The organism is Actinacidiphila sp. bgisy144 (genome assembly GCF_057708105.1).
The window spans coordinates 117,120-134,750 of sequence record NZ_JBYIRM010000019.1; the positions used below are offsets into that span (position 1 = coordinate 117,120).

General features: G+C 72.9%; 19 protein-coding genes. 10 read left to right on the top strand and 9 right to left on the bottom strand.

Translation table 11 applies throughout. The features are described from left to right. Complete coding sequence (locus AC3EVP_RS22315; RefSeq protein WP_435132195.1) at window positions 1-210, top strand: DUF397 domain-containing protein; 210 nt, start codon at window positions 1-3, stop codon at window positions 208-210. Window positions 211-234: 24 nt separating this feature from the next. Beyond that, entirely contained in the window at window positions 235-975 is a 741-nt protein-coding gene (locus AC3EVP_RS22320; protein WP_435132197.1) for an aminoglycoside adenylyltransferase domain-containing protein, read from the top strand. Here AC3EVP_RS22320 and AC3EVP_RS22325 read toward each other — a convergent pair. Next, on the bottom strand, window positions 968-1,729 hold the full coding sequence (locus AC3EVP_RS22325; protein WP_435132200.1) for a YqjF family protein: 762 nt from the start codon (window positions 1,727-1,729) through the stop codon (window positions 968-970). The genes AC3EVP_RS22320 and AC3EVP_RS22325 overlap by 8 nt on opposite strands. Before the next feature lie 63 nt (window positions 1,730-1,792). On the opposite strand from AC3EVP_RS22325, the gene AC3EVP_RS22330 reads away from it, so the two are divergent. Both AC3EVP_RS22330 and AC3EVP_RS22335 read left to right on the top strand, forming a co-directional pair. Continuing rightward, the gene (locus AC3EVP_RS22330) at window positions 1,793-2,206 is read left to right on the top strand and encodes an NUDIX hydrolase (protein ID WP_435132202.1); all 414 of its coding nucleotides are present in this window, start codon (window positions 1,793-1,795) and stop codon (window positions 2,204-2,206) included. Window positions 2,207-2,878: 672 nt separating this feature from the next. Next, complete coding sequence (locus AC3EVP_RS22335; RefSeq protein ID WP_435132205.1) at window positions 2,879-3,565, top strand: pentapeptide repeat-containing protein; 687 nt, start codon at window positions 2,879-2,881, stop codon at window positions 3,563-3,565. A gap of 377 nt (window positions 3,566-3,942) precedes the next feature. Here AC3EVP_RS22335 and AC3EVP_RS22340 read toward each other — a convergent pair whose 3' ends face one another. Next, on the bottom strand, window positions 3,943-4,848 hold the full coding sequence (locus AC3EVP_RS22340; RefSeq protein WP_435132208.1) for an SDR family oxidoreductase: 906 nt from the start codon (window positions 4,846-4,848) through the stop codon (window positions 3,943-3,945). Continuing rightward, window positions 4,848-5,285 carry a nuclear transport factor 2 family protein gene (locus tag AC3EVP_RS22345; protein ID WP_435132211.1) on the bottom strand — a complete coding sequence of 146 codons (438 nt, stop codon included), beginning with the start codon at window positions 5,283-5,285 and terminating at the stop codon, window positions 4,848-4,850. The genes AC3EVP_RS22340 and AC3EVP_RS22345 overlap by 1 nt, the downstream gene beginning before the upstream one ends. A 26-nt stretch (window positions 5,286-5,311) precedes the next feature. Between AC3EVP_RS22345 and AC3EVP_RS22350 the strand changes: the two genes are divergently transcribed. Then, complete coding sequence (locus AC3EVP_RS22350) at window positions 5,312-5,965, top strand: TetR/AcrR family transcriptional regulator (RefSeq protein ID WP_435132213.1); 654 nt, start codon at window positions 5,312-5,314, stop codon at window positions 5,963-5,965. A 100-nt stretch (window positions 5,966-6,065) separates the two neighbouring features. Here AC3EVP_RS22350 and AC3EVP_RS22355 read toward each other — a convergent pair whose 3' ends face one another. Further along, on the bottom strand, window positions 6,066-6,827 hold the full coding sequence (locus AC3EVP_RS22355; RefSeq protein ID WP_435132215.1) for an SDR family oxidoreductase: 762 nt from the start codon (window positions 6,825-6,827) through the stop codon (window positions 6,066-6,068). Window positions 6,828-6,928: 101 nt separating this feature from the next. Between AC3EVP_RS22355 and AC3EVP_RS22360 the strand changes: the two genes are divergently transcribed. Next, window positions 6,929-7,792, top strand: a complete 864-nt coding sequence (locus tag AC3EVP_RS22360; protein WP_435132218.1) for an MmyB family transcriptional regulator — start codon at window positions 6,929-6,931, stop codon at window positions 7,790-7,792. 79 nt (window positions 7,793-7,871) lie between these two features. On the opposite strand, the gene AC3EVP_RS22365 is transcribed toward AC3EVP_RS22360, so the two are convergent. Then, complete coding sequence (locus tag AC3EVP_RS22365) at window positions 7,872-8,498, bottom strand: TetR/AcrR family transcriptional regulator (RefSeq protein ID WP_435132220.1); 627 nt, start codon at window positions 8,496-8,498, stop codon at window positions 7,872-7,874. Between the two features lie 133 nt (window positions 8,499-8,631). On the opposite strand from AC3EVP_RS22365, the gene AC3EVP_RS22370 reads away from it, so the two are divergent. Further along, window positions 8,632-10,095 (top strand): amidase, encoded by a 1,464-nt coding sequence (locus tag AC3EVP_RS22370; RefSeq protein ID WP_435132222.1) that lies wholly within the window; start codon window positions 8,632-8,634, stop codon window positions 10,093-10,095. A gap of 9 nt (window positions 10,096-10,104) precedes the next feature. Here the strand turns inward: AC3EVP_RS22370 and AC3EVP_RS22375 are convergent, their stop codons facing one another. Further along, window positions 10,105-10,620 carry a hypothetical protein gene (locus AC3EVP_RS22375; protein ID WP_435132224.1) on the bottom strand — a complete coding sequence of 172 codons (516 nt, stop codon included), beginning with the start codon at window positions 10,618-10,620 and terminating at the stop codon, window positions 10,105-10,107. Window positions 10,621-11,100: 480 nt separating this feature from the next. Between AC3EVP_RS22375 and AC3EVP_RS22380 the strand changes: the two genes are divergently transcribed. Continuing rightward, on the top strand, window positions 11,101-11,520 hold the full coding sequence (locus tag AC3EVP_RS22380) for a pyridoxamine 5'-phosphate oxidase family protein (protein WP_435132321.1): 420 nt from the start codon (window positions 11,101-11,103) through the stop codon (window positions 11,518-11,520). 60 nt (window positions 11,521-11,580) lie between these two features. On the opposite strand, the gene asnB is transcribed toward AC3EVP_RS22380, so the two are convergent. Next, window positions 11,581-13,422, bottom strand: coding sequence for an asparagine synthase (glutamine-hydrolyzing) (gene asnB / locus AC3EVP_RS22385; RefSeq protein WP_435132227.1), 1,842 nt, complete (start codon window positions 13,420-13,422; stop codon window positions 11,581-11,583). A gap of 467 nt (window positions 13,423-13,889) precedes the next feature. After that, complete coding sequence (locus tag AC3EVP_RS22390) at window positions 13,890-14,561, bottom strand: GntR family transcriptional regulator (RefSeq protein ID WP_435132230.1); 672 nt, start codon at window positions 14,559-14,561, stop codon at window positions 13,890-13,892. A 213-nt stretch (window positions 14,562-14,774) separates the two neighbouring features. On the opposite strand from AC3EVP_RS22390, the gene AC3EVP_RS22395 reads away from it, so the two are divergent. After that, window positions 14,775-15,596, top strand: coding sequence for a (2Fe-2S)-binding protein (locus tag AC3EVP_RS22395; protein ID WP_435132232.1), 822 nt, complete (start codon window positions 14,775-14,777; stop codon window positions 15,594-15,596). A gap of 180 nt (window positions 15,597-15,776) precedes the next feature. Continuing rightward, a complete protein-coding gene (locus AC3EVP_RS22400; protein WP_435132234.1) occupies window positions 15,777-16,907 on the top strand; it encodes a DUF2637 domain-containing protein in 1,131 nt (376 codons plus the stop codon). Between the two features lie 194 nt (window positions 16,908-17,101). Here AC3EVP_RS22400 and AC3EVP_RS22405 read toward each other — a convergent pair whose 3' ends face one another. Further along, window positions 17,102-17,587: an ATP-binding protein gene (locus AC3EVP_RS22405; protein WP_335979747.1), complete on the bottom strand. Its 486-nt coding sequence runs from the start codon at window positions 17,585-17,587 to the stop codon at window positions 17,102-17,104. Window positions 17,588-17,631 lie beyond the last annotated feature (44 nt).

The following is a 17,631-nucleotide window of genomic DNA, read 5'->3' on the forward strand; positions in this document are numbered from 1 at the left end:
ATGACGACCGCAACCCCGCAATGGTTCACGTCCTCCTACAGCGGCAACGGCGGCAACTGCGTCGAAGTCGCCACCAACCTCGCCACCTCCCACGGCACCGTCCCCGTCCGCGACTCCAAGGACCCGCACGGCCCCACCCTGAACTTCCGCACAGCGGCGTTCGCTTCCTTCCTCACGAGCCTCAAGGACGGAGAGTTCCCGTTCGCCTGACGGGCGCTCGATAAGCTCGGCCGCATGGCTGCCGACACCCCCGCCGAGGTCGTCCGTTACGCCTCCGAGGTGGCGTCCGCGCTCTCCGCGGTACGAGCCGACCTGGTCGGCGTCTACGTCCATGGTTCCGCCGCGCTGGGCGGGTTTCGCGCCGCGCGGAGCGACGTGGACGTACTGGCCGTCGTCGGCGGGCCTGCCGACAGGTCCGGCCAACTCGCCATGGGCGAGGCCGTGGTGGCGACCGCGGCACAGTGCCCGGGCACAGGGCTGGAGATGAGCGTCATCACCGCGGCGACCGCGGCCCGTTGCGGCGCCTGCCCGTTCGAGGTCCACATCCGCACCGGCGCGACGGGGACCGTGGTCGTCCCCGGCGCCGACCACGGCGCGGACCCCGACCTGCTGCTGCACTGCGCCGTGTGCCGCGAGCACGGCCTCACCGTGTACGGTCCGCCCGCCGCCGGGGTGTTCGGCCCGGTGCCCGCCGCCCGCGTCCGCGCCGCGATGGCCGACGAGTTGGCGTGGGGGCTGGAACACGGCGATGCGACTTACGCGGTCCTCAACGCCTGCCGTGCCCTGCGCTTCGCCACCGACGGGCAGTTGTGCTCGAAAGTCGACGGCGCCCGCTGGTACACGGCCCGCCACGGCGAGAGCGCGGTCGTCACCGCCGCCCTGACCCACCAACTCCACGGCCACAGCGCCCCCGCCCTCCCCGACGCCGAAACCTTCGTCATGAGCCTCAAGTCCGGCGAGTTCCGGCTCAGTTGAGCCGGGTCATGCCGTAGTTCGGGCGGCCGAGGCGGACCGGGACGCCTGGGGAGTAGAGCACGCTGACGGGCTCTCCGGTTGGCGCCGGTACGCCTGCCGAGGTGAGGAGGCTCTCTTCGCAACGGAGTAGTTCGGCCTGGTGAAGTGGCCAGCGGGGGTGGACGTTCGGGAGGTACACCGGGCGTCCGAGGAATGCGTTGTGCACGCCCCAGCGGGCGGTCAGAAACTGTTCGAGCTCAGTAGGTTGCTCAAGGCGGGCTCCTACCCGTATCGCGATGCTGCTGTACGCGCCTCGGGGGCCGGGCCACCGCCGGCGGCTCGTGTAGGTGACCGTGTCCCCTTCGCGCCGCAGGTCCATCTGCGACCAGGCGTAGGGCAGGCGGAACGCGCCCCGGCCGACGGTCGCGGGGATCAGGCGGGACGCCTCCAGGGTGCGGAAGACGACGCCGCGCCGCCCGGCCGCGTCCACCGAGTACAGGCGGACGTTGGTCTCCGGGAAGGAGCCGAGGTAGGGGATGCCGGGAAGCCGGAACCATCCCACGCGGTGCATCCGGAAGGCGATGAGCCCGACGTATGTGGCGCCGTTCAGCGTGTCCGGCCGCGTACCGGACGGCAGCAGCGGCGCCACGACCTCCGGGTCGGCGGCCCAGTGGAGGAAGGCCAGGTCGAGCCATGACTGGGTGAGCAGGGTGGCGCCCACCTCGCGAGGAGCGTCGGCCGTTATCGGCTCGGGTATCACGTCCGTCAGCGGCATCCGGCGAGTATGGCAGCGACGCCCGGCCCTCCCGCGGGCCGCCTGACACCTTACGGAGCAGCGTTGACGCAGCAGAGCAAGGACGAGCGGCCAAGCGTCGCCGCCGCCGTCATCGTTCACGAGGGCCGGGTCCTCATGGTCCGCCGCCGTGTGCGCGAGGGAGAGCTGTCCTGGCAGTTCCCGGCCGGAAAGGTCGAGCCCGGCGAGGAACGCGCGGACGCCGCCGTACGGGAGACCCAGGAGGAGACCGGGCTGACCGTGACACCGGCCAAGTCGCTCGGCGAGCGTGTCCACCCGAAGACGGGCCGCCTCATGTCGTACACCGCCTGCCGGATACTGAGCGGCACCGCCCATGTCGCGGCCCCCGAGGAAGTGGCCGCAGTGGCCTGGGTCGCCCACGGCGACATCCCGGAGCACGTGCCCTACGGCCTGTCCGAGCCGGTCCAGGCATACCTGAACACAGCCCTGCCCTCCTGAGCACCGCGCGGGGGGCCGGTCTCCTCCCTCCCCCCTTTGTCGTGAGCCTCGCATCCGGCGAGTTCCGCTCGCCCGACCGTCGTCGATGGGCCCGACCGCCTGGCTGCCGCCCCCGCCGCCGAGGCCGTCCGTCACGCCTCCGAGGTGGCGTCCAGCGCTCTCCGCGGCACGACCCGACCGGGTCCGGATCTACGTCCATGGTTCCGCCGCGCTGAACGGGTTCCGCGCCGCGCGGAGCGACGTGGACGTACTGGCCATCGTCAGCGGGCCCGTCGGCAGGTCCGGCCAACTCGTCATGGGCGAGGCCATGTCAGCGACCGCGGCCCATTGCAGGCGCCCGTTCGAGGTCCACATCCGCACCGGCTCGACAGGGCTCCTGGTCGTCCCCGGAGCCGACCCCAGCGCGGACCCCGGCCTGCTGCTGCACTGCGCCATGTGCCGTGAGCACGGCCACACCGTGTACGGTCGCCCGCCGTCGAGGTATTCGGCCTGGTGTCCACTGCCCGAGTCCGCGCCGCGATGGCCGACGAGTTGACATAAGGGCCGGAAGACGGCGACGCGGCCTACGCTGTCCTCAACACCCGCCACGTCCTGCGCTCCGCCACCGACGGGCAGTTGCCTCAAAGGTCGACGGCGGCCACTGAGCCGAGCCGCCGCGCTGAAAGGCTGTTGATGGACACCCGCACGATCCGCCGTACGAGCGTCACGCTCCCCGCCCTGAACGAGCCGGGCCGCTGCCTCTCCAACGTCACCTCGCTGGAGGGCGGGCGTGGCCGGGTGGCGGAGTTCCACTACGCCGACGCCGACCTGCGGGACCTCGACCTGGCCGACACCCACCTGATGGACGGGCGGATCACCGGCCTCAAGACCCAGCGCACCCGCTTCGAGAAGCTCCGCGCCGACTCCGTGGAGTTCACCGGATGCAGCCTGTCCTCCCTGCAGTGGACCGACAGCAAGCTCTCCCGAGCCGTCTTCCGCGACTGCAAGCTCATGGGCGCCGCCTTCGAAGACGTCACGCTCGACAACGTCCTGTTCGAGAACTGCAAGCTCGACTACAGCACCCTCACCCGCGTCCGAGCCACCGGACCCGTGATCTTCTCCGTGTGCTCTCTTCGCGAGGCCACCCTCGCCGCCGCTGACCTCGGCGCCGCCCTGATCGATGACTGCGATCTACGGCTGACCGAGTTCGACGGCGGGAAGTACCGCTGCCTCGACCTCCGTGGCAACGACCTCTCCCAGCTCCGCGGCCTGGCCTCGCTCAAGCAGATCGTCATCGACCAGGCCCAGACACTCCAACTCGCCGAGGCCCTCGCCACCGAGCTGGACGTCACCTTCGGTGAAGACCTCGAAGACAAGTAGCCCCGCACCCGCCCTGGGGAGGCACGGCCATGGGCCCACGGCTCCTCTTCCACGCCTTCGACGACATACGCGACCGGTGCGACACCTCACCGGTCCGACAGACCGCCAGCGAGCCCGGTTACGACGACGGCGCAATCGTCCCCGAGGAGAACTGGAATCCGATCACCGCCACCGACGCTGATCAGCATCGTGCCGATGCCTCGGTGCCGGACGCTGTCCGGGATCGAACTTGTCCACCGACCGCTGCCGGATCTCGACTCCGACGACTTGTCCGGCCGCCTTGAAGCCGCCGCCCGCCTCGACCCCCTCGACGGTCGCTGGCCCACCACCCTCCTGGGGTGCGCGGCCAGCCCCGTGAACGCCCCGGGCGGTTCCGCTCACGTGGCGCCGTAGTTCGGGCGGGCGATGTCCGCGAGGAGGGCGGGGCCTTGGGGGTGCCAGCCGAGACGTTCGCGGGTGAGGGCGCTGGAGGCGGGAGCGTCGGACTGTACGAAGTGGACGTGGGCGCCGAAGTGTTGGGCGGCGGCCTCGGGGGTGAGGCTGCGGACGGGGATGCCCAGGCGGCGGCCGATCACCTCGGCGATGGCCTTGACGGGTACGCCCTCCTCGGCGACGGCGTGGTAACGGGCGCAGGGCTCGCCCTGTTCGGCGGCTCGTTCGAAGGCGAGCCGGTAGACGCGGGCGGCGTCGACGTGGTGCACGGCCGCCCACCGGTTGAGGCCGTCGCCGACGTACGCGGAGACCCCGGTGCGTTCGGCGATCGCGGTGAACTGCGGGATGGTGAAGCGGTCGCCGTCGCCGTGGACGCACGGCAGGCGTACGACGCAGGTGCGTACGCCGGACGCGGCCAGCGCCGCCGCGGTGGCTTCGGCGGTGCGGCCGAGGGGGGACGCGCCGGGCGGGCGCACGTCGTTCTCGGTGGCCAGGGTGCCGGGGGCGAGGAAGGCGAACCCGGCCGTGACGACCAGCGGTCGGCCGCTGCCGGCGAGCACGCCCCCGATCGCCTCCAACGCGGCTTGCTCCGTACGGCTGTTGTCGGCGAAACGGGCGAGGTCGGAGTTGTCGAAGGCGGTGTGGATGACGCCGTCGGTGCGGGCGGCCGCATCGCGCAGGGCGTCGAGGTCCTCAAGCGAGCCGCGGTGCGGGGTGGCGCCGGCGGCTGCCAGGCGTGCGGCGGAGGCGTCGGAGCGGGCGAGCCCGAGGACGTCGTGCCCGGCGGCGAGCAGGTCCCGTACGAGCGCGGCGCCGATGAAGCCGGTACCGCCGGTGACGAAGACGCGCATCAGTCCTCCTCGGTGCGCGGGCGGCGCGGGCCCATGTAGTCGCGCAGCCGCGTGATCCGGCCGTCGGCGCCGCGGGTGACGACCCAGACGTAGCGGAGGTCGAACGGGGCGCCGGAGGCGGCGTCCTGGTGGTGGCCCTCGGCCTCGATGACGACGGTCCCGTCCACCGCTTCGTGGACCCGTACGTCGGTGAGGGCGCCGAAGCGGATACGGCCGGAGAGCCCGGCGACGAAGGTGGCGATCTCCGCCCTGCCCTCGAGGCGCTGCGGCGCGCCCGGCGCCGCGAACGGGAACTCGTGGACGGCGTCCTCGGCGAACACGTCCGTCCAGGCGGCGGTGTCGCCGGAGGCCAGGCCCAGCAGGGCGGCGGCCAGCCACGGGGGCAGGTCGTCGTCCTGCGGGGAACCGTTCTCCGGGGTCTGCACAGGGGTCTCCACGGGAGCCTCCACTACAATTACGGACTGTGAGTCCCAAACACCGTAGCACCGTTTCGGACCGCCAGTCCGAAACGGAGACGACGAAGGCGTCGCCGACGGCGGCCCGGCGGCCCGGGCGGCCCGCGTTCCCCCGTGAACTCGTCCTCGAGGCCGCCGCCGCGCTGTTCGCCGACACCGACGCGCCCAGGTCCGTCTCCATGGACGACATCGCCGCGGCGGCGGGCGTCGGCAAGGGCACCCTCTTCCGCGCGTTCGGCAGCCGCGACGGCCTGCTCGACGCGCTCTTCGCCGCGCACGCGGCACCCCTGCGGTCCGCGCTCGAACAGCCCGACCCGCCCCTCGGCTCCGCCGCGCCCCCGCTGACCCGCGTCCTCGCCCTGTTCGACGAACTGGTCACCTTCAAACTCACCCACCGCCACCTCACCGCCGCCCGCGAACTCAGCGGCGCCGGGCTCCTGCGCGCCCCCCACTACGTCTGGACGCACGACGTCCTGCGCGCGCTCATCGCCCGCACCGACTCCCCCGCCGCCGCCTCACCCGCCTACACCGCCCACGTCCTCCTCGGCGCCCTCCGCGCCGACCTCGTGGACGAACTCCTCGCCTCCGGCCGCACCCCCGACGACATCCGCCACGACGTCGCCGCCCTCGTCCGGACCGTCCTCGCCGCCCCGCCCCACTGAGCGCGGCGCGGGGCGGGGCGGGGCGGCCGGGTGCGCCGCAGGCGGGCGCACCCGGCAAGCGCGGACCGTCAGAGCATCAGGGCATCCGGGCGTCAGAGCGTCAGAGCGTCTGGCCGATGGGGCGGATCGTGACCGTGTTGAGGTCGACGCCCGCCGGCTGGTCGAGCGCGAAGCCGATCGCCTCGGCCACCGCCTCCGGGCCCATCGCGACAGGCGGCGCCCCGCCCTCCCAGAACGCGGTGTCGATCAGGCCGGGGTTGACGAGCGTGACACCGATGCCGCGGGTCGTGACGTGCAGGCGGAGGTTCTCGGCGAGGCCGACCACGGCCCACTTCGTGGCGGAGTAGAGGTTGCCCGGGCTGTTCTTGACGCCGACCACGCTGCCCAGGAGCACCACCCGGCCGTGGGACCGTTCGAGGTGGGGCAGGGCAGCCTTGGCCAGCAGTGCCGGGCCGAGCACATTGGCGAGCACCATCGGCGCCCACAGCTCCGGGTCGCCGTCGTCGAAGACGCTGTCGCTGTCCGCGCGGAAGTGGTCCGCGGACGCGTAGCCCGCGTTCGCGATCGCCGCGTCGAGTGCCCCGAAGCGGTCCACCGTGGCGGCGACCGCCGCGTTCGTGGCGTCCCAGTCGGCGGCCTCGGCCACCAGGCCCAGGACGCGGTCGGCGTGGCCGACCTCGTCGAGGAAGGACTCCAGCCGGCCGGGGTCGCGCCCGGTGACGGCGACCTGGTGGCCGCGCCCGAGCAGGAGGCGGGCGGTCGCGGCGCCGATCCCGCTGGTGCCGCCGGTGATCAGGACCGTCTTCCCGGTGGCCGGCGAGGCGCCGGAGCCGGTACGCGTGTCGTGGGGTGAGGTGTTCATGGCCTCCACTCTGCGGGGCGGCGCGGGACCGCGACAGTTGCTCCGGAAGGTGGGGACGGCATCCCCTGGCACGGAGGGCGCCGCTCGGGGAGGCTGGGGGCATGTCGACCACGAGGTACGCCGAGCTCGGGGACTTCCTGCGTTCGCGGCGCGAGCGCATCCGCCCCGAGGACGTCGGGCTCGTGCCCGGGCCGCGGCGCCGCGTTCCCGGTCTGCGGCGCGGCGAGGTGGCCGTGCTGGCGGGCGCCTCGGTGGAGTACTACACCGAGCTCGAACGCGGCGCCGGCTCGCAGCCCTCCGACCAGATGCTCGCCGCCCTCGCCCGCGCCCTGCGCCTGAGCCACGACGAACGCGACCACCTGTACCGGCTGGCGAACCGCCCGCTCCCGGACCAGGGCGGCACGGCGTCGCACGTCCACCCCGCGCTGCTCGACCTGCTGACGCGCATCGACCGGACCCCGGCGATGGTCTGCACCGACCTGCACGCCGTGCTGGTGCAGAACCCGCTGTGCGTGGCGATGCTCGGCGACCTGTCCACCCGCCCCGGCCGTGCGGGCAGCTTCATCCACCGGTGGTTCGCCGAGCCGGCCGCGCGGCAGGTCTACCCGCCCGAGGACCTCACCGCGCAGTCGCGCTCGTTCGTCGCGGACCTGCGCGCGGCGGTCGGACGGCGCAGCCCCGGGGACGCCGAGGCGGCCAGGCTGCTGGCCGAACTGCGGCAGCTGTCACCGGAGTTCGAGGCGATGTGGGCCGAGCAGGACGTGGAGGTGCGCAGGGACGAGCGGAAACGGATCGTCCACCCCACCGTCGGCATGCTCGACCTCCACTGCCTCAGCCTCTTCAGCGAGGACGGCCGGCAGCGGCTGCTCTGGTTCGCCCCGCGCGCCGGGACCGACACCGCGGAGAAGCTCGCGCTGCTGACGGTCGTGGGTACCCAGGCGATGTACACGGAACCGGGCCGGTGAACCGGTGAACCGGCTGATCCGGTGAACCGGCTGGGCCGACAAGCCGGCGAACCGGCGGTGTCCTCGGCCGCGCCGACCGTCAGCCGGCGGCCGGCCGGGACGCGCCGGCGGGGGCGCGGTGCCGCTCCACGATCCCCTCGACGATCCGCATCAGGCGGTCCCCCACCTGGTCGACGCTGCCGTTCTGCGTGCTGACCTGCGCGCCTTCGAGGACGAAGGTGATCTCGGCCGCGGCCTGCTCGGGGTCGGGCAGCCCCGCCTCGGCGCACAGGCCGACCAGCCTGCGCATCTGGTCGGCCTTGTGCTTCTCGATCACCTGGCGTGCGGGATGGGAGCGGTCGGGCAGTTCGGCGAGGGAGTTGATGAACGGGCAGCCCCGGTGCGAGATGCCGGGCAACCCCTCGGCGATGAAGCGGGCCAGCCCAAGGATCTGCTCCCCGGGCCGACCGGGGTGTTCCGTCTCGACCCGGTCGAAGGCCGCCTGGTAGTCCGCGGCGACGATCCGCATCCACTCCGCGACCAGCGCGTCCTTGGTCTCGAAGTGCCGGTAGATCGCCATCTTGGTGGTCTCGGCCTTCTCGGCGATCGCCTGGACGCCCACCCGCCGGATTCCCTCGCGCTGGAACAGTTCCTCCGCCGCGTCGAGGATGCGCTCGCGAGGAGGCAGCTTCGCCACCCTGCCCGGTCTGCTGGTGGTCGATGCCATGACTGCTCCGTGACGTCCGGTCGGTGCCGCGGGGCCCCTGTCCCGCCGCTCCTACGGTACCAGTCCGTGCCACTTGATACCGTACGGTATCGTCAGCGACTCAGCAGTATCGTTCTTCCTGGTGGGAGTGGCAGTGAAAGTGACCGAGTACGTGGACTTCGACGCGGTCGGGCTGGCGGAGCTGGTGGCCCAAGGCGAGGTGACCCGCGCCGAACTGGAGGCCGCCGCACGCGAGGCCGCACAGGCGGTCAACCCGCGGATCAACGCCATCGTGGAGACCTGGCCGACCGACGACGAGCCCAAGCCCGAGCCCGAGCCCGGCGGCGCCCCGCTGGCGGGGGTCCCGTTCCTGATCAAGGACATCGGAGTCACCATGGCCGGGCGGCGCACGGAGCTCGGCAGCCGCCTCGCGGCCGGCAACGTCGCCCGCGCCGACTCCGCCGTGATGCGGCGCCTGCGGCGCGCCGGCCTCGTGACGTTCGGGCGTACCGCGACACCGGAGCTGGCCTACAGCATCACGACGGAGTCCGTGCTGTACGGCGCGACCCGCAACCCGTGGAGCCTGGGGCGGAGCGCGGGCGGGTCCAGCGGGGGCGCGGCGGCGGCCGTCGCCGCCGGGGTGGTCCCGATCGCGCACGGCACCGACGCCGCCGGTTCGCTGCGGGTGCCCGCCGCCCACAACGGCCTGTTCGGGTTGAAGCCCAGCCGTGGCCGCGTCTCCATGGGCCCCGACTTCGACGAGCTGTTCAGCGGACTGGCCGTGCACGGCAGTGTCAGCCGCACCGTACGCGACAGTGCGGCCCTGCTCGACGCGATCCGCGGCCCGGAACCGGGCGATCCCTATTTCGCCCCGCAGCCGTCCCGGCCGTACGCCGAGGAAGTCACCCGCCCTCCGGGCTCGTTGCGGATCGGCGTCCTCGCCCAGGCGTGGGGCGGGCGCCGCACCACCGCACCGGTGGCCGACGCCCTCTCCCGCACGGTACGGCTGCTGGAATCGCTCGGCCACCAGGTCGAGGAGGTCGAGGTCGGCCTCGGGGCCGCCTGGGAGGAGTACGTCCTGGCCAACGCCCGTCTGCACACGGCGAACCTCGCGGCCACGGTCGACGGTCTGGCCGCCGCCTTCGGCCGGCCCGTCGACTCCTCCACCCTCGAACCGGTGACCCTTGCCGGCTACCGCTACGGGCAGCAGGTCAGCGGCGCACAGTTCGTCACCGCGCTCACGATGCGGAACCAGGTCGCCCGGAGTCTGGCACGGTACTTCGACGCCCACGACATCCTGCTCACCCCGACCCTGCCGGAGCTTCCCGCACCGCTCGGCGCCCTCGCCCAGAGCGCGGAGACGCTGGACGGCCTCGGCTGGATCGACCGCATCTTCGACCGCTCGCCGTTCACCACGCCGTTCAACGCGGCGGGCACGCCCGCCATGTCCGTGCCGGTGACGGCGGACCCCGGCACGGGGCTGCCGATCGGCATGCAGTTCGCCGCCGGCTACGGCCAAGAGGGCCGCCTCTTCCGCCTCGCCGGCCAACTCGAACAGGCCGGCCCCTGGACGGGCCGGACTCCCCCGGTGTGGGCCGGGAATCCCCCGGCGCACTGAGGAGCGCTCCTACCTACCCCGGCGGCGGGAGGCCAGGAAGCTACGGCGGGCGTCGATCACCGGCGTGATGTCCACGAGCCGTTCGAAGGCCAGGTCCCCCATCGGGCCACGCCCGAAGGCCAGCAGGTGAACCCGTCCGGGGTCCGCCCGCAGCAGCCAGGCGCCGCCCGCCGACCGCAGGAGTCTCGCCTCGGCCGGGCGGCCGTCGATGCCGACCGTGATCTCCTCCCCCGGTGTGTCGGGGAACTCGGCGGCAGCGTCGGGCTCGAAGTCCTGCCCGGGCAGGTCCCGCCACGTCGTGATGTGCAGGTGCGGCTGCCCGGTGTCCCAGGAGCCGTAGGCGAGGGTGAGCGATTGCAGCGAGCCGTCGACCGTATGGCCCTCGGCCAGCGTGCAGGGGGCGAGCCACGGGTCCCGTATCCGGTACACCGGCTCCGCACACGCCGCGAACGCCCGTTGCAGTTTCCGGTACCCGGCCTCCTGGAGGGCACGCCCCCGCTCGGGTGAATCCCCGGTCCGTTCCATGCCCCCACCCTTCCAGCCGCCCCAGCCCCGCAACAGCCCCCGTGCGGGCCCGCGTTCGCCCGCGGGGCGCGTCACGACCGGCACCGATAGCCTCGGCTTCACGTGAACCGAGGGGGGAAAATGGGCTGGTACGGAGTTCGATCCGTCTACTTCCACGCAGATCTCGGCGCGTTCGAGGAGCGCGTCACCATCTGGCGGGCGTCCACTTCGGAGGAGGCCATAGCGCTCGCCGAGGCCGACTCCTCGGAGTATTGCGATGGCCTGGACGGTGTCAGCTACGCGGGATTCTCCGAATCCTTCGCAATGTACGACGTGCCGGAGAACGGCGCCGAAGTGTTCTCCCTCATGCGGCAGAGCGCTCTGCCGGCAGAGGCGTACCTCACCCGCTTCTACGACACCGGCGATGAACGCCGGACAGGCGGCTCGCCCGAAGGCGGCAGAGCGGACAAGGGAGTTGGCCGGCGGGGGGCGGCGGAGCGGGTGCGCTCGGTGGTGGGGCGGCTTCGGGGCGAGCGGGAGGTATGGGTAGCGACGGCGCACCCTGAACACGGCCCGCACCAGGTGCCGTTGTGGTTCGTGTGGCACGAGGACGCGGTGTGGATGTGTACGAGCGCCGCTTCCGCGACCGTACGCAACCTGCGGACCGAGCCCCGGGTCCGCCTCTCCCTCCCGGACACCGCCGACGTGGTGCTGGTCTCGGGTACGGCCGCGTGCTTCCCGGCCGAGGAGGTGCCCCCGGGCGCGGCCGAGGCGTTCGCCGGGAAGTTCGGGTGGGACCCGCGCGCGGAGGAGGGCGCGTTCGTGTACCTGCGGGTGACGCCGGTGACCCTACGGGCCTGGCGCGGCGAGCCGGAACTGCGCGGGCGCACCGTCATGCGCGACGGCGCCTGGCTGGTGTGAGGCCCGCCGCACCGGCGGCGGCGAACAGCGGCCGGTGCGGCGGGTGAACTCACTCACGGATCACGTGAGTTTGAGGGTGGGCCGGTAGAGGTCGAGCCACAGCGCCAGGTCGAGGGTGCGTTCGAGGCCGCGGCGGGACGCCTGGGTGATCTGGGGGCTGTCGACGCGGACCGCCTCTTCGAGGACGCTGCGGCTGACGAGTTCGAAGACGGGGTGGCCGGGCTGCGCGAGGATCTCCTTGACGTGCTTCTGGAGGGCGACGGCGTAGGCCGGGTCCTGCGTGGAGGGGTAGGGGCTCTTGACGCGGTCGTAGACCGAGCGCGGCAGCACGTCGGCGGTCGCCTCGCGCAGCAGGCTCTTCTCCCGGCCGTCGAAGGACTTGAGTGCCCAGGGCGCGTTGTAGACGTACTCGACCAGGCGGTGGTCGCAGAAGGGCACGCGCACCTCGAGGCCGACCGCCATGCTGGCGCGGTCCTTGCGGTCGAGCAGAATCCGCACGAAGCGGGTCAGGTGGAGATAGGAGATCGTGCGCATCCGGAACTCGAAGTCGCTCTCGCCGGCGAGCCGTTGCACCTCGCCGGAGGCGGTCGCGTAGGAGTCGGCGACGTAGGACGCGAGGTCGAGGCTGTGCTTGAGGTCGTCGCGGAGGATCGCTTCGTCGTCGCCGAAGTGTCGGCCGAAGTTCTCCAGCCAGGGGAAGGTGAGGCCCTTGCGGGCCTCGGGGTCGAAGAACTGGAGGTAGCCGCCGAACACCTCGTCGGCCGACTCCCCCGACAGCGCCACGGTGGAGTGCCCGCGGATCGCCTTGAAGAGCAGGTAGAGCGAGGCGTCCAGGTCGCCGAAGCCCGCCGGCAGGTCCCTGGCCGCGATCACCTTCGAGCGCACCTCGGGGTCGGCGAGCTGGTCGGAGTCGAGCACGATGTCCTGGTGCTCGGTGCCGGAGGTGCGGGCGACGTCGTGGACGAACGGCGTGTCGGGGGTGCCGCGCAGCTCGTCGGCGACGAAGTTCTCGGCCTGCCCGACGAAGTCGACCGCGAAGCTCCGTACGGTCTCGCCGGTGCGGCCGAGCTGCTGCGCGGCCAGCGCGGTCATCGCGGAGGAGTCCAGGCCGCCGGACAGCAGCGTGCAGCGCGGCACGTCGGCCACGAGCTGGCGCCGCACGATGTCGTCGAGCAGGGTGCGGACGTGGCGGATCGTGGCCTGCTGGTCGTCGGTGTGCGGGCGGGTCTCCAGCCGCCAGTACGCGTTTGTGCGGATGCCGGAGCGGTCGACGGTCACCACGGTGCCGGGTTCGACCTCGTGCATGCCGTCCCAGAAGCCGTGCCCGGGGGTCTTGACCATGACGAGCAGTTCGCGCAGCCCGTCGAGGGTGACGGTCCGCTCGGCGAGCGGGTTGGCCAGGATCGCCTTGGGCTCGGAGCCGAACAGCACGCCGTCGGCGGTCGGGTAGTAGTAGAAGGGCTTGATGCCCATCCGGTCGCGGATCATGACGAGCTTCTGCTCGCGGTCGTCCCAGATGGCGAACGCGTACATGCCGTTGAGCCGCTCGGCGACGGCCGCGCCCCACTCCAGGTAGCCGTGCAGCACCACCTCGGTGTCGGAGTCGGTGGTGAACCGGTGGCCGCGGCCGGCCAGTTCGGCGCGCAGCTCGGTGAAGTTGTACGCCTCGCCGGAGTAGACCATGGCCACGGTGCCGCCGGGGGTCTCGACGCTCATCGGCTGGCGGCCGCCGGGCAGGTCGATGATGGCGAGCCTGCGGTGGCCCAGCGCCGCCGGGCCGCTGATCCAGGTGCCCCGGTCGTCCGGGCCCCGGCAGGACATCGTCTCGGTCATCGCGTCGACCGTCCGCCGTTCCCCGGCCAGGTCCCGCTGGTAGGCAATCCATCCGGTGATGCCGCACATGCGCTTCTCCGTCCACTCGGCACACGCAACGCGCCCGCAACACAGATTCATGTGTATTGAGCACCTAAACGGATGGTCGATCCGCCGCGGGCCGCCCGTCAACGGCCACCGGACGATAGGTGTATGCAGTAAGCAACTTTCGGTCATCATGCGACTGGCCTGCATGAACGAGCCCTAGGCGGCGCAGTGTTCACACTCCGCCGAGGCTATGGGCACGACTTTGCCGAGCGTTGGGGCAAGCGCCGCGGAACAGCGGAGGGACAGATTCCGCCGCGGGCTTCGTATCCGGACGTATACGACCCGCTCCTCCGCCGGCGGCCGGCGCGGTACTCGCGGGCAGCCCCGGCCGGGCCCCGGGTGAACGGCCGAATACCTCCCGCCCCGCTTCCGGCCACCTGGCCGGTTCCCCCGCACCGCGGACCGGTCGGGCCCCGCGGCCACGCCTCCGCCGCGCCCCGCCGGAAGCCCTATGCCCCCGGCCCGAAGTGCCGCCGCACCGCGTCCTCCACCCGCTCCGCCCCGCCGGAGGCGACCGCGTCGAGCAGCGCACCGTGCTCCGCGGCGTCGGCGGTCAGCCGCTCCCGTACGGCGAGCGCGCTCCCCTCGCGCCAGACCGCGGCCGCGGGCCACTGCGTACGGCAGTGCAGCTCGTCCGCCACGGCGACCAGGTGCCGGTTGCCGGCCAGCCCCAGCACCGCGCGGTGGAAGGCGCGGTCCGCCTCCGCGTACGCCCCGACGTCGCCGCACGCCGCCCGCGCCGCCGCCTCGTCCGCCAGCGGCCGCAGCTGCTCCCAGCGGGCGGGCGGCACCGTACGGGCCAGCCCGAGCACCACGGGGACGTCGAGCAGCGCCCGCACCTGCGCCAGCTCGGCGAGGTCGCGCGCGGTGTACTCCGCGACGCGGAACCCGCGGTTGGGCAGTACCTCGACGGCGCCCTCGCGGGACAGCGCCTGCATCGCCTCGCGGACGGGGGTCGCGGAGACGCCGTACCGCTCGGCGAGCGCCGGCGCGGAGTGCACGGAGCCCGGTGCGAGGTGCCCGGAGACGATCGCGGCGCGCAGCCCGTCGAGCACCTGGTCCCGTACGGACAGCCGCTCGGGACCGCGGGCGGGCGGCACCATCGGCGCGGCGTGCTCCACCGTGTCCCGCTCCTTCCTCCCCCGCGGGTCCCCACGGCGGCACCGCCCCGGAAAAACACCTGAACCCGGCCGGAGACGTCCGACCACTGCCCCGCGGAAACCCTCTGACCTGCACCGTTACGGTCCAGCTGCCGTGTGCGCCGGCGCACTCACCCGTCCGGCGTACGGCCGCTAGCGTAAACCCTTCCGGGGGTGGTTAAGGTAAGCCTTACCATGCTTGCGACGAGCGCTTCCTACGCCCGGCTGTCCGCGGTCTTCCCGCAACTGCGGATCACCGCCGCCCCGCCGCCCACCGGCGCGGGCTGGATCGGCGCGCGCGACCTCGCCGACGGCGGCGCCGCACTCGACGCTTTCGTGACGAGGACCACAGCGGAGTCGGCCCACCACCGGCCGCGCCCGCCGCGCCCCGACGTCGCGGCGACCCTCGCGCTGCACCGCTACCTGTGGCCGGCCTGCCTGCTCTTCACGGTGCCGTGGTTCCTGCACGGCCGGGTGCCGCGCCTGCCGGTCGACGACGTGGCCTTCCACCCCACCTCGGGCCGGATCACCGTACGGACCCGGTCGTTCAGCTGCCTGCCGGACGACCCGGTCGCGGCGCTGCCCGGCGCGCGCCCCGCGCCGCACGCCGCCGCGCTGCGCGACGAGCTGCGGGCGGCGGTCGCCGAACACGTCGAGCCGGTGCTCGCGGGCTTCGGGCCGCTGCTGCGGCGCGGCCGACACGCCCTGTGGGGCATGGTCACCGACGAGATCACCGAAGGGCTGTGGTACGTCGGGCGGCTGTTCGACCAGGAGGAGCGCGCGGTGGCCGAACTGGCCGCGCTGCTGCCGGGCGACACCCGCCCGTTCGCCGGCGGCGCGGGCTTCCGCCCGGCTACGGAAACTGACGTCCCGTCAGTCGTCGGCGGGTGTTCGACCGCCTCGCGCACCCGCCTCACCTGCTGCCTTTACTACACCATCAGCCCCGCGGACACCTGCACCACCTGTCCGCGGCGGCAGACCGGCGCCCGTCTCGACCGCCGCGCGTCCGCGGTCTGACCTTCCGCGCTACGATCACGCTCAACTAAGCCGTTCTGGCACGTGAGTTCGAGTACCCGGGGACCCGTACGCGTGCTCTTGTGCCGTAAGGTCTGCACCCATCCGGACTCTGCACGATGATGTCGGTCGTAAGCAGCCCCAACGGCCCGAGCGCGACGGAAGCGACACGAGGAATCGCATATGAGAATCACGGACATATCGCTGGACTGGATGATCTCGGCCGGTATCGGCCTGGTCGTCCTCGCGGCTTGCGTCTTCGTCTTCCGCAACCGCCGCACGTCCGGTGACAGCGCCGCCCAGGGCGACTCCTGGGAGCGCAGCGAGGAGCGCCGCCGCCGCAAGGAAGCGGTGTACGGCAGCGCCTCGTACGTGTTGCTGTTCTGCTGCGCCGCGGTGGCCGCCGCACTGTCCTTCCACGGCCTGGTCGGCTTCGGGCGGCAGAACCTCGGCCTGACCAACGGCTGGGAGTACCTGGTGCCGTTCGGGCTCGACGGCGCGGCGATGTTCTGCTCGGTGCTGGCGGTCCGCGAGGCCAGCCACGGCGACGCGGCGCTCGGCTCGCGCCTGCTGGTGTGGATGTTCGCCGGCGCCGCGGCCTGGTTCAACTGGGTGCACGCCCCGCGCGGGGTGGAGCACGCCGGCGCACCGCAGTTCTTCGCCGGGATGTCGCTGTCGGCCGCGGTGCTCTTCGACCGCGCGCTGAAGCAGACCCGCCGGGCGGCGCTGCGCGAACAGGGCCTGGTGCCGCGGCCGTTGCCGCAGATCCGGATGGTGCGGTGGCTGCGCGCCCCGCGTGAGACCTACGGTGCCTGGTCGCTGATGCTGCTGGAGGGCGTGCGCTCGCTGGACGAGGCGGTCGAGGAGGTCCGCGAGGACAAGCGGCAGCGCGAGCAGACGGAGATACGGCGCCGCGAGCACGACCGGATGGAGCGCGCGAAGATCAAGGCGCTCACCCGACAGGGGCGGCCGTGGCCGCGCGGTGGCCGGGGCGGCCGCCAGGTCGAGTTGCCCGCGGCAGGCGCGGCGGGTACCGGCCAGGCCGCTTCGGAGCCTGCCATAGGCCCCTCGATGGAGCTGCCGTCCGGCGAACTGCCGGTGCGGGCGCGCCCGGCACTCCAGCCGGTGCGCGAAAGCACGGCGGCTCCCGCCAACTCGGCAGCGGAGCAGCCCGCTTCGTCCTCCGCCGAGCCGTCGGCGACGGGGTCGGGTCCGGCGCCGATCGACCTGATCGCCGAGGACGACACGCTGACCCTGCCGCGGTTGGACTCGCTGGAGCGCAAACTCCAGGACCTGGAGCGGCAGTTCGGCTGATCCCGGCAACGGTCCGGCCCGGTCGAGCTGTACGGGTCGGCTGGTCCGGGTGCAGGGCGCGACATGCGGCGGCGTGGCTGCCGGGCGGACAGCGGTCCGCCCGCGGCCACGCCGTTCGTGTACGCGCCCCCGGTGTGCGGCGCGCCGTACGATCCGTGCGATCCGTGGCCGCCCTGCGCCGGTGGCGGCAGCAACTACGCCGCCTCTGACCGCAGTTCGAACCAGACCTCCTTCCCGCCCGCCGCGCACGGCCGCACTCCCCAGTCGTCGGCGAGCGCCTCGACCAGCAGCAGGCCGCGCCCCGAAGTGCCCTGGTCGTCGGGCCGTTCGGCGTCCCAGTGCCGCGGGCGCGGCAGGCGGGCCACGGTGTCGCGGACCTCGATCCGCAGCCGCTGCCCGGGAGCGCCGGCCGGGGTCTCCTGCGGCGTGAGCGTCGCGGTCAGCACGGCGCCCCCGCAGGTGTGCTGGAGTGCGTTGGTGAGGAGTTCGCTGGCCAGTAGTTCCGTCGTGTCCACCAGAGCGGCGGCGCCCCACTTCCGCAGGTTGTCCCGAAGGACCCTGCGGGTCTCGGCGACCGCGGGCAGATCAGCCCGCCGTACCGCGCGCCGCAACCGGTACCCCGTGATGTTCGTCCTGCTTCCCCCGTTCGGCCCGGTCTTCGTTCCCCTGTCGATAGGCATTCCCCCCAGGGATGCGTCCACTCATCCGATGCCTCCCGGCGGGC

What these genes read in the sequence shown, in the direction of transcription:
- AC3EVP_RS22375 (WP_435132224.1), bottom strand. Translation starts at nt 10,620, where the DNA reads ATGGAACGGACCGGGGATTCACCCGAGCGGGGGCGTGCCCTCCAGGAG.
- AC3EVP_RS22315 (WP_435132195.1), top strand. Translation starts at nt 1, where the DNA reads ATGACGACCGCAACCCCGCAATGGTTCACGTCCTCCTACAGCGGCAAC.
- asnB (WP_435132227.1), bottom strand. Translation starts at nt 13,422, where the DNA reads ATGTGCGGCATCACCGGATGGATTGCCTACCAGCGGGACCTGGCCGGG.
- AC3EVP_RS22340 (WP_435132208.1), bottom strand. Translation starts at nt 4,848, where the DNA reads ATGCGCGTCTTCGTCACCGGCGGTACCGGCTTCATCGGCGCCGCGCTC.
- AC3EVP_RS22405 (WP_335979747.1), bottom strand. Translation starts at nt 17,587, where the DNA reads ATGCCTATCGACAGGGGAACGAAGACCGGGCCGAACGGGGGAAGCAGG.
- AC3EVP_RS22335 (WP_435132205.1), top strand. Translation starts at nt 2,879, where the DNA reads ATGGACACCCGCACGATCCGCCGTACGAGCGTCACGCTCCCCGCCCTG.
- AC3EVP_RS22325 (WP_435132200.1), bottom strand. Translation starts at nt 1,729, where the DNA reads ATGCCGCTGACGGACGTGATACCCGAGCCGATAACGGCCGACGCTCCT.
- AC3EVP_RS22400 (WP_435132234.1), top strand. Translation starts at nt 15,777, where the DNA reads ATGAGAATCACGGACATATCGCTGGACTGGATGATCTCGGCCGGTATC.
- AC3EVP_RS22355 (WP_435132215.1), bottom strand. Translation starts at nt 6,827, where the DNA reads ATGAACACCTCACCCCACGACACGCGTACCGGCTCCGGCGCCTCGCCG.
- AC3EVP_RS22395 (WP_435132232.1), top strand. Translation starts at nt 14,775, where the DNA reads ATGCTTGCGACGAGCGCTTCCTACGCCCGGCTGTCCGCGGTCTTCCCG.
- AC3EVP_RS22365 (WP_435132220.1), bottom strand. Translation starts at nt 8,498, where the DNA reads ATGGCATCGACCACCAGCAGACCGGGCAGGGTGGCGAAGCTGCCTCCT.
- AC3EVP_RS22360 (WP_435132218.1), top strand. Translation starts at nt 6,929, where the DNA reads ATGTCGACCACGAGGTACGCCGAGCTCGGGGACTTCCTGCGTTCGCGG.
- AC3EVP_RS22320 (WP_435132197.1), top strand. Translation starts at nt 235, where the DNA reads ATGGCTGCCGACACCCCCGCCGAGGTCGTCCGTTACGCCTCCGAGGTG.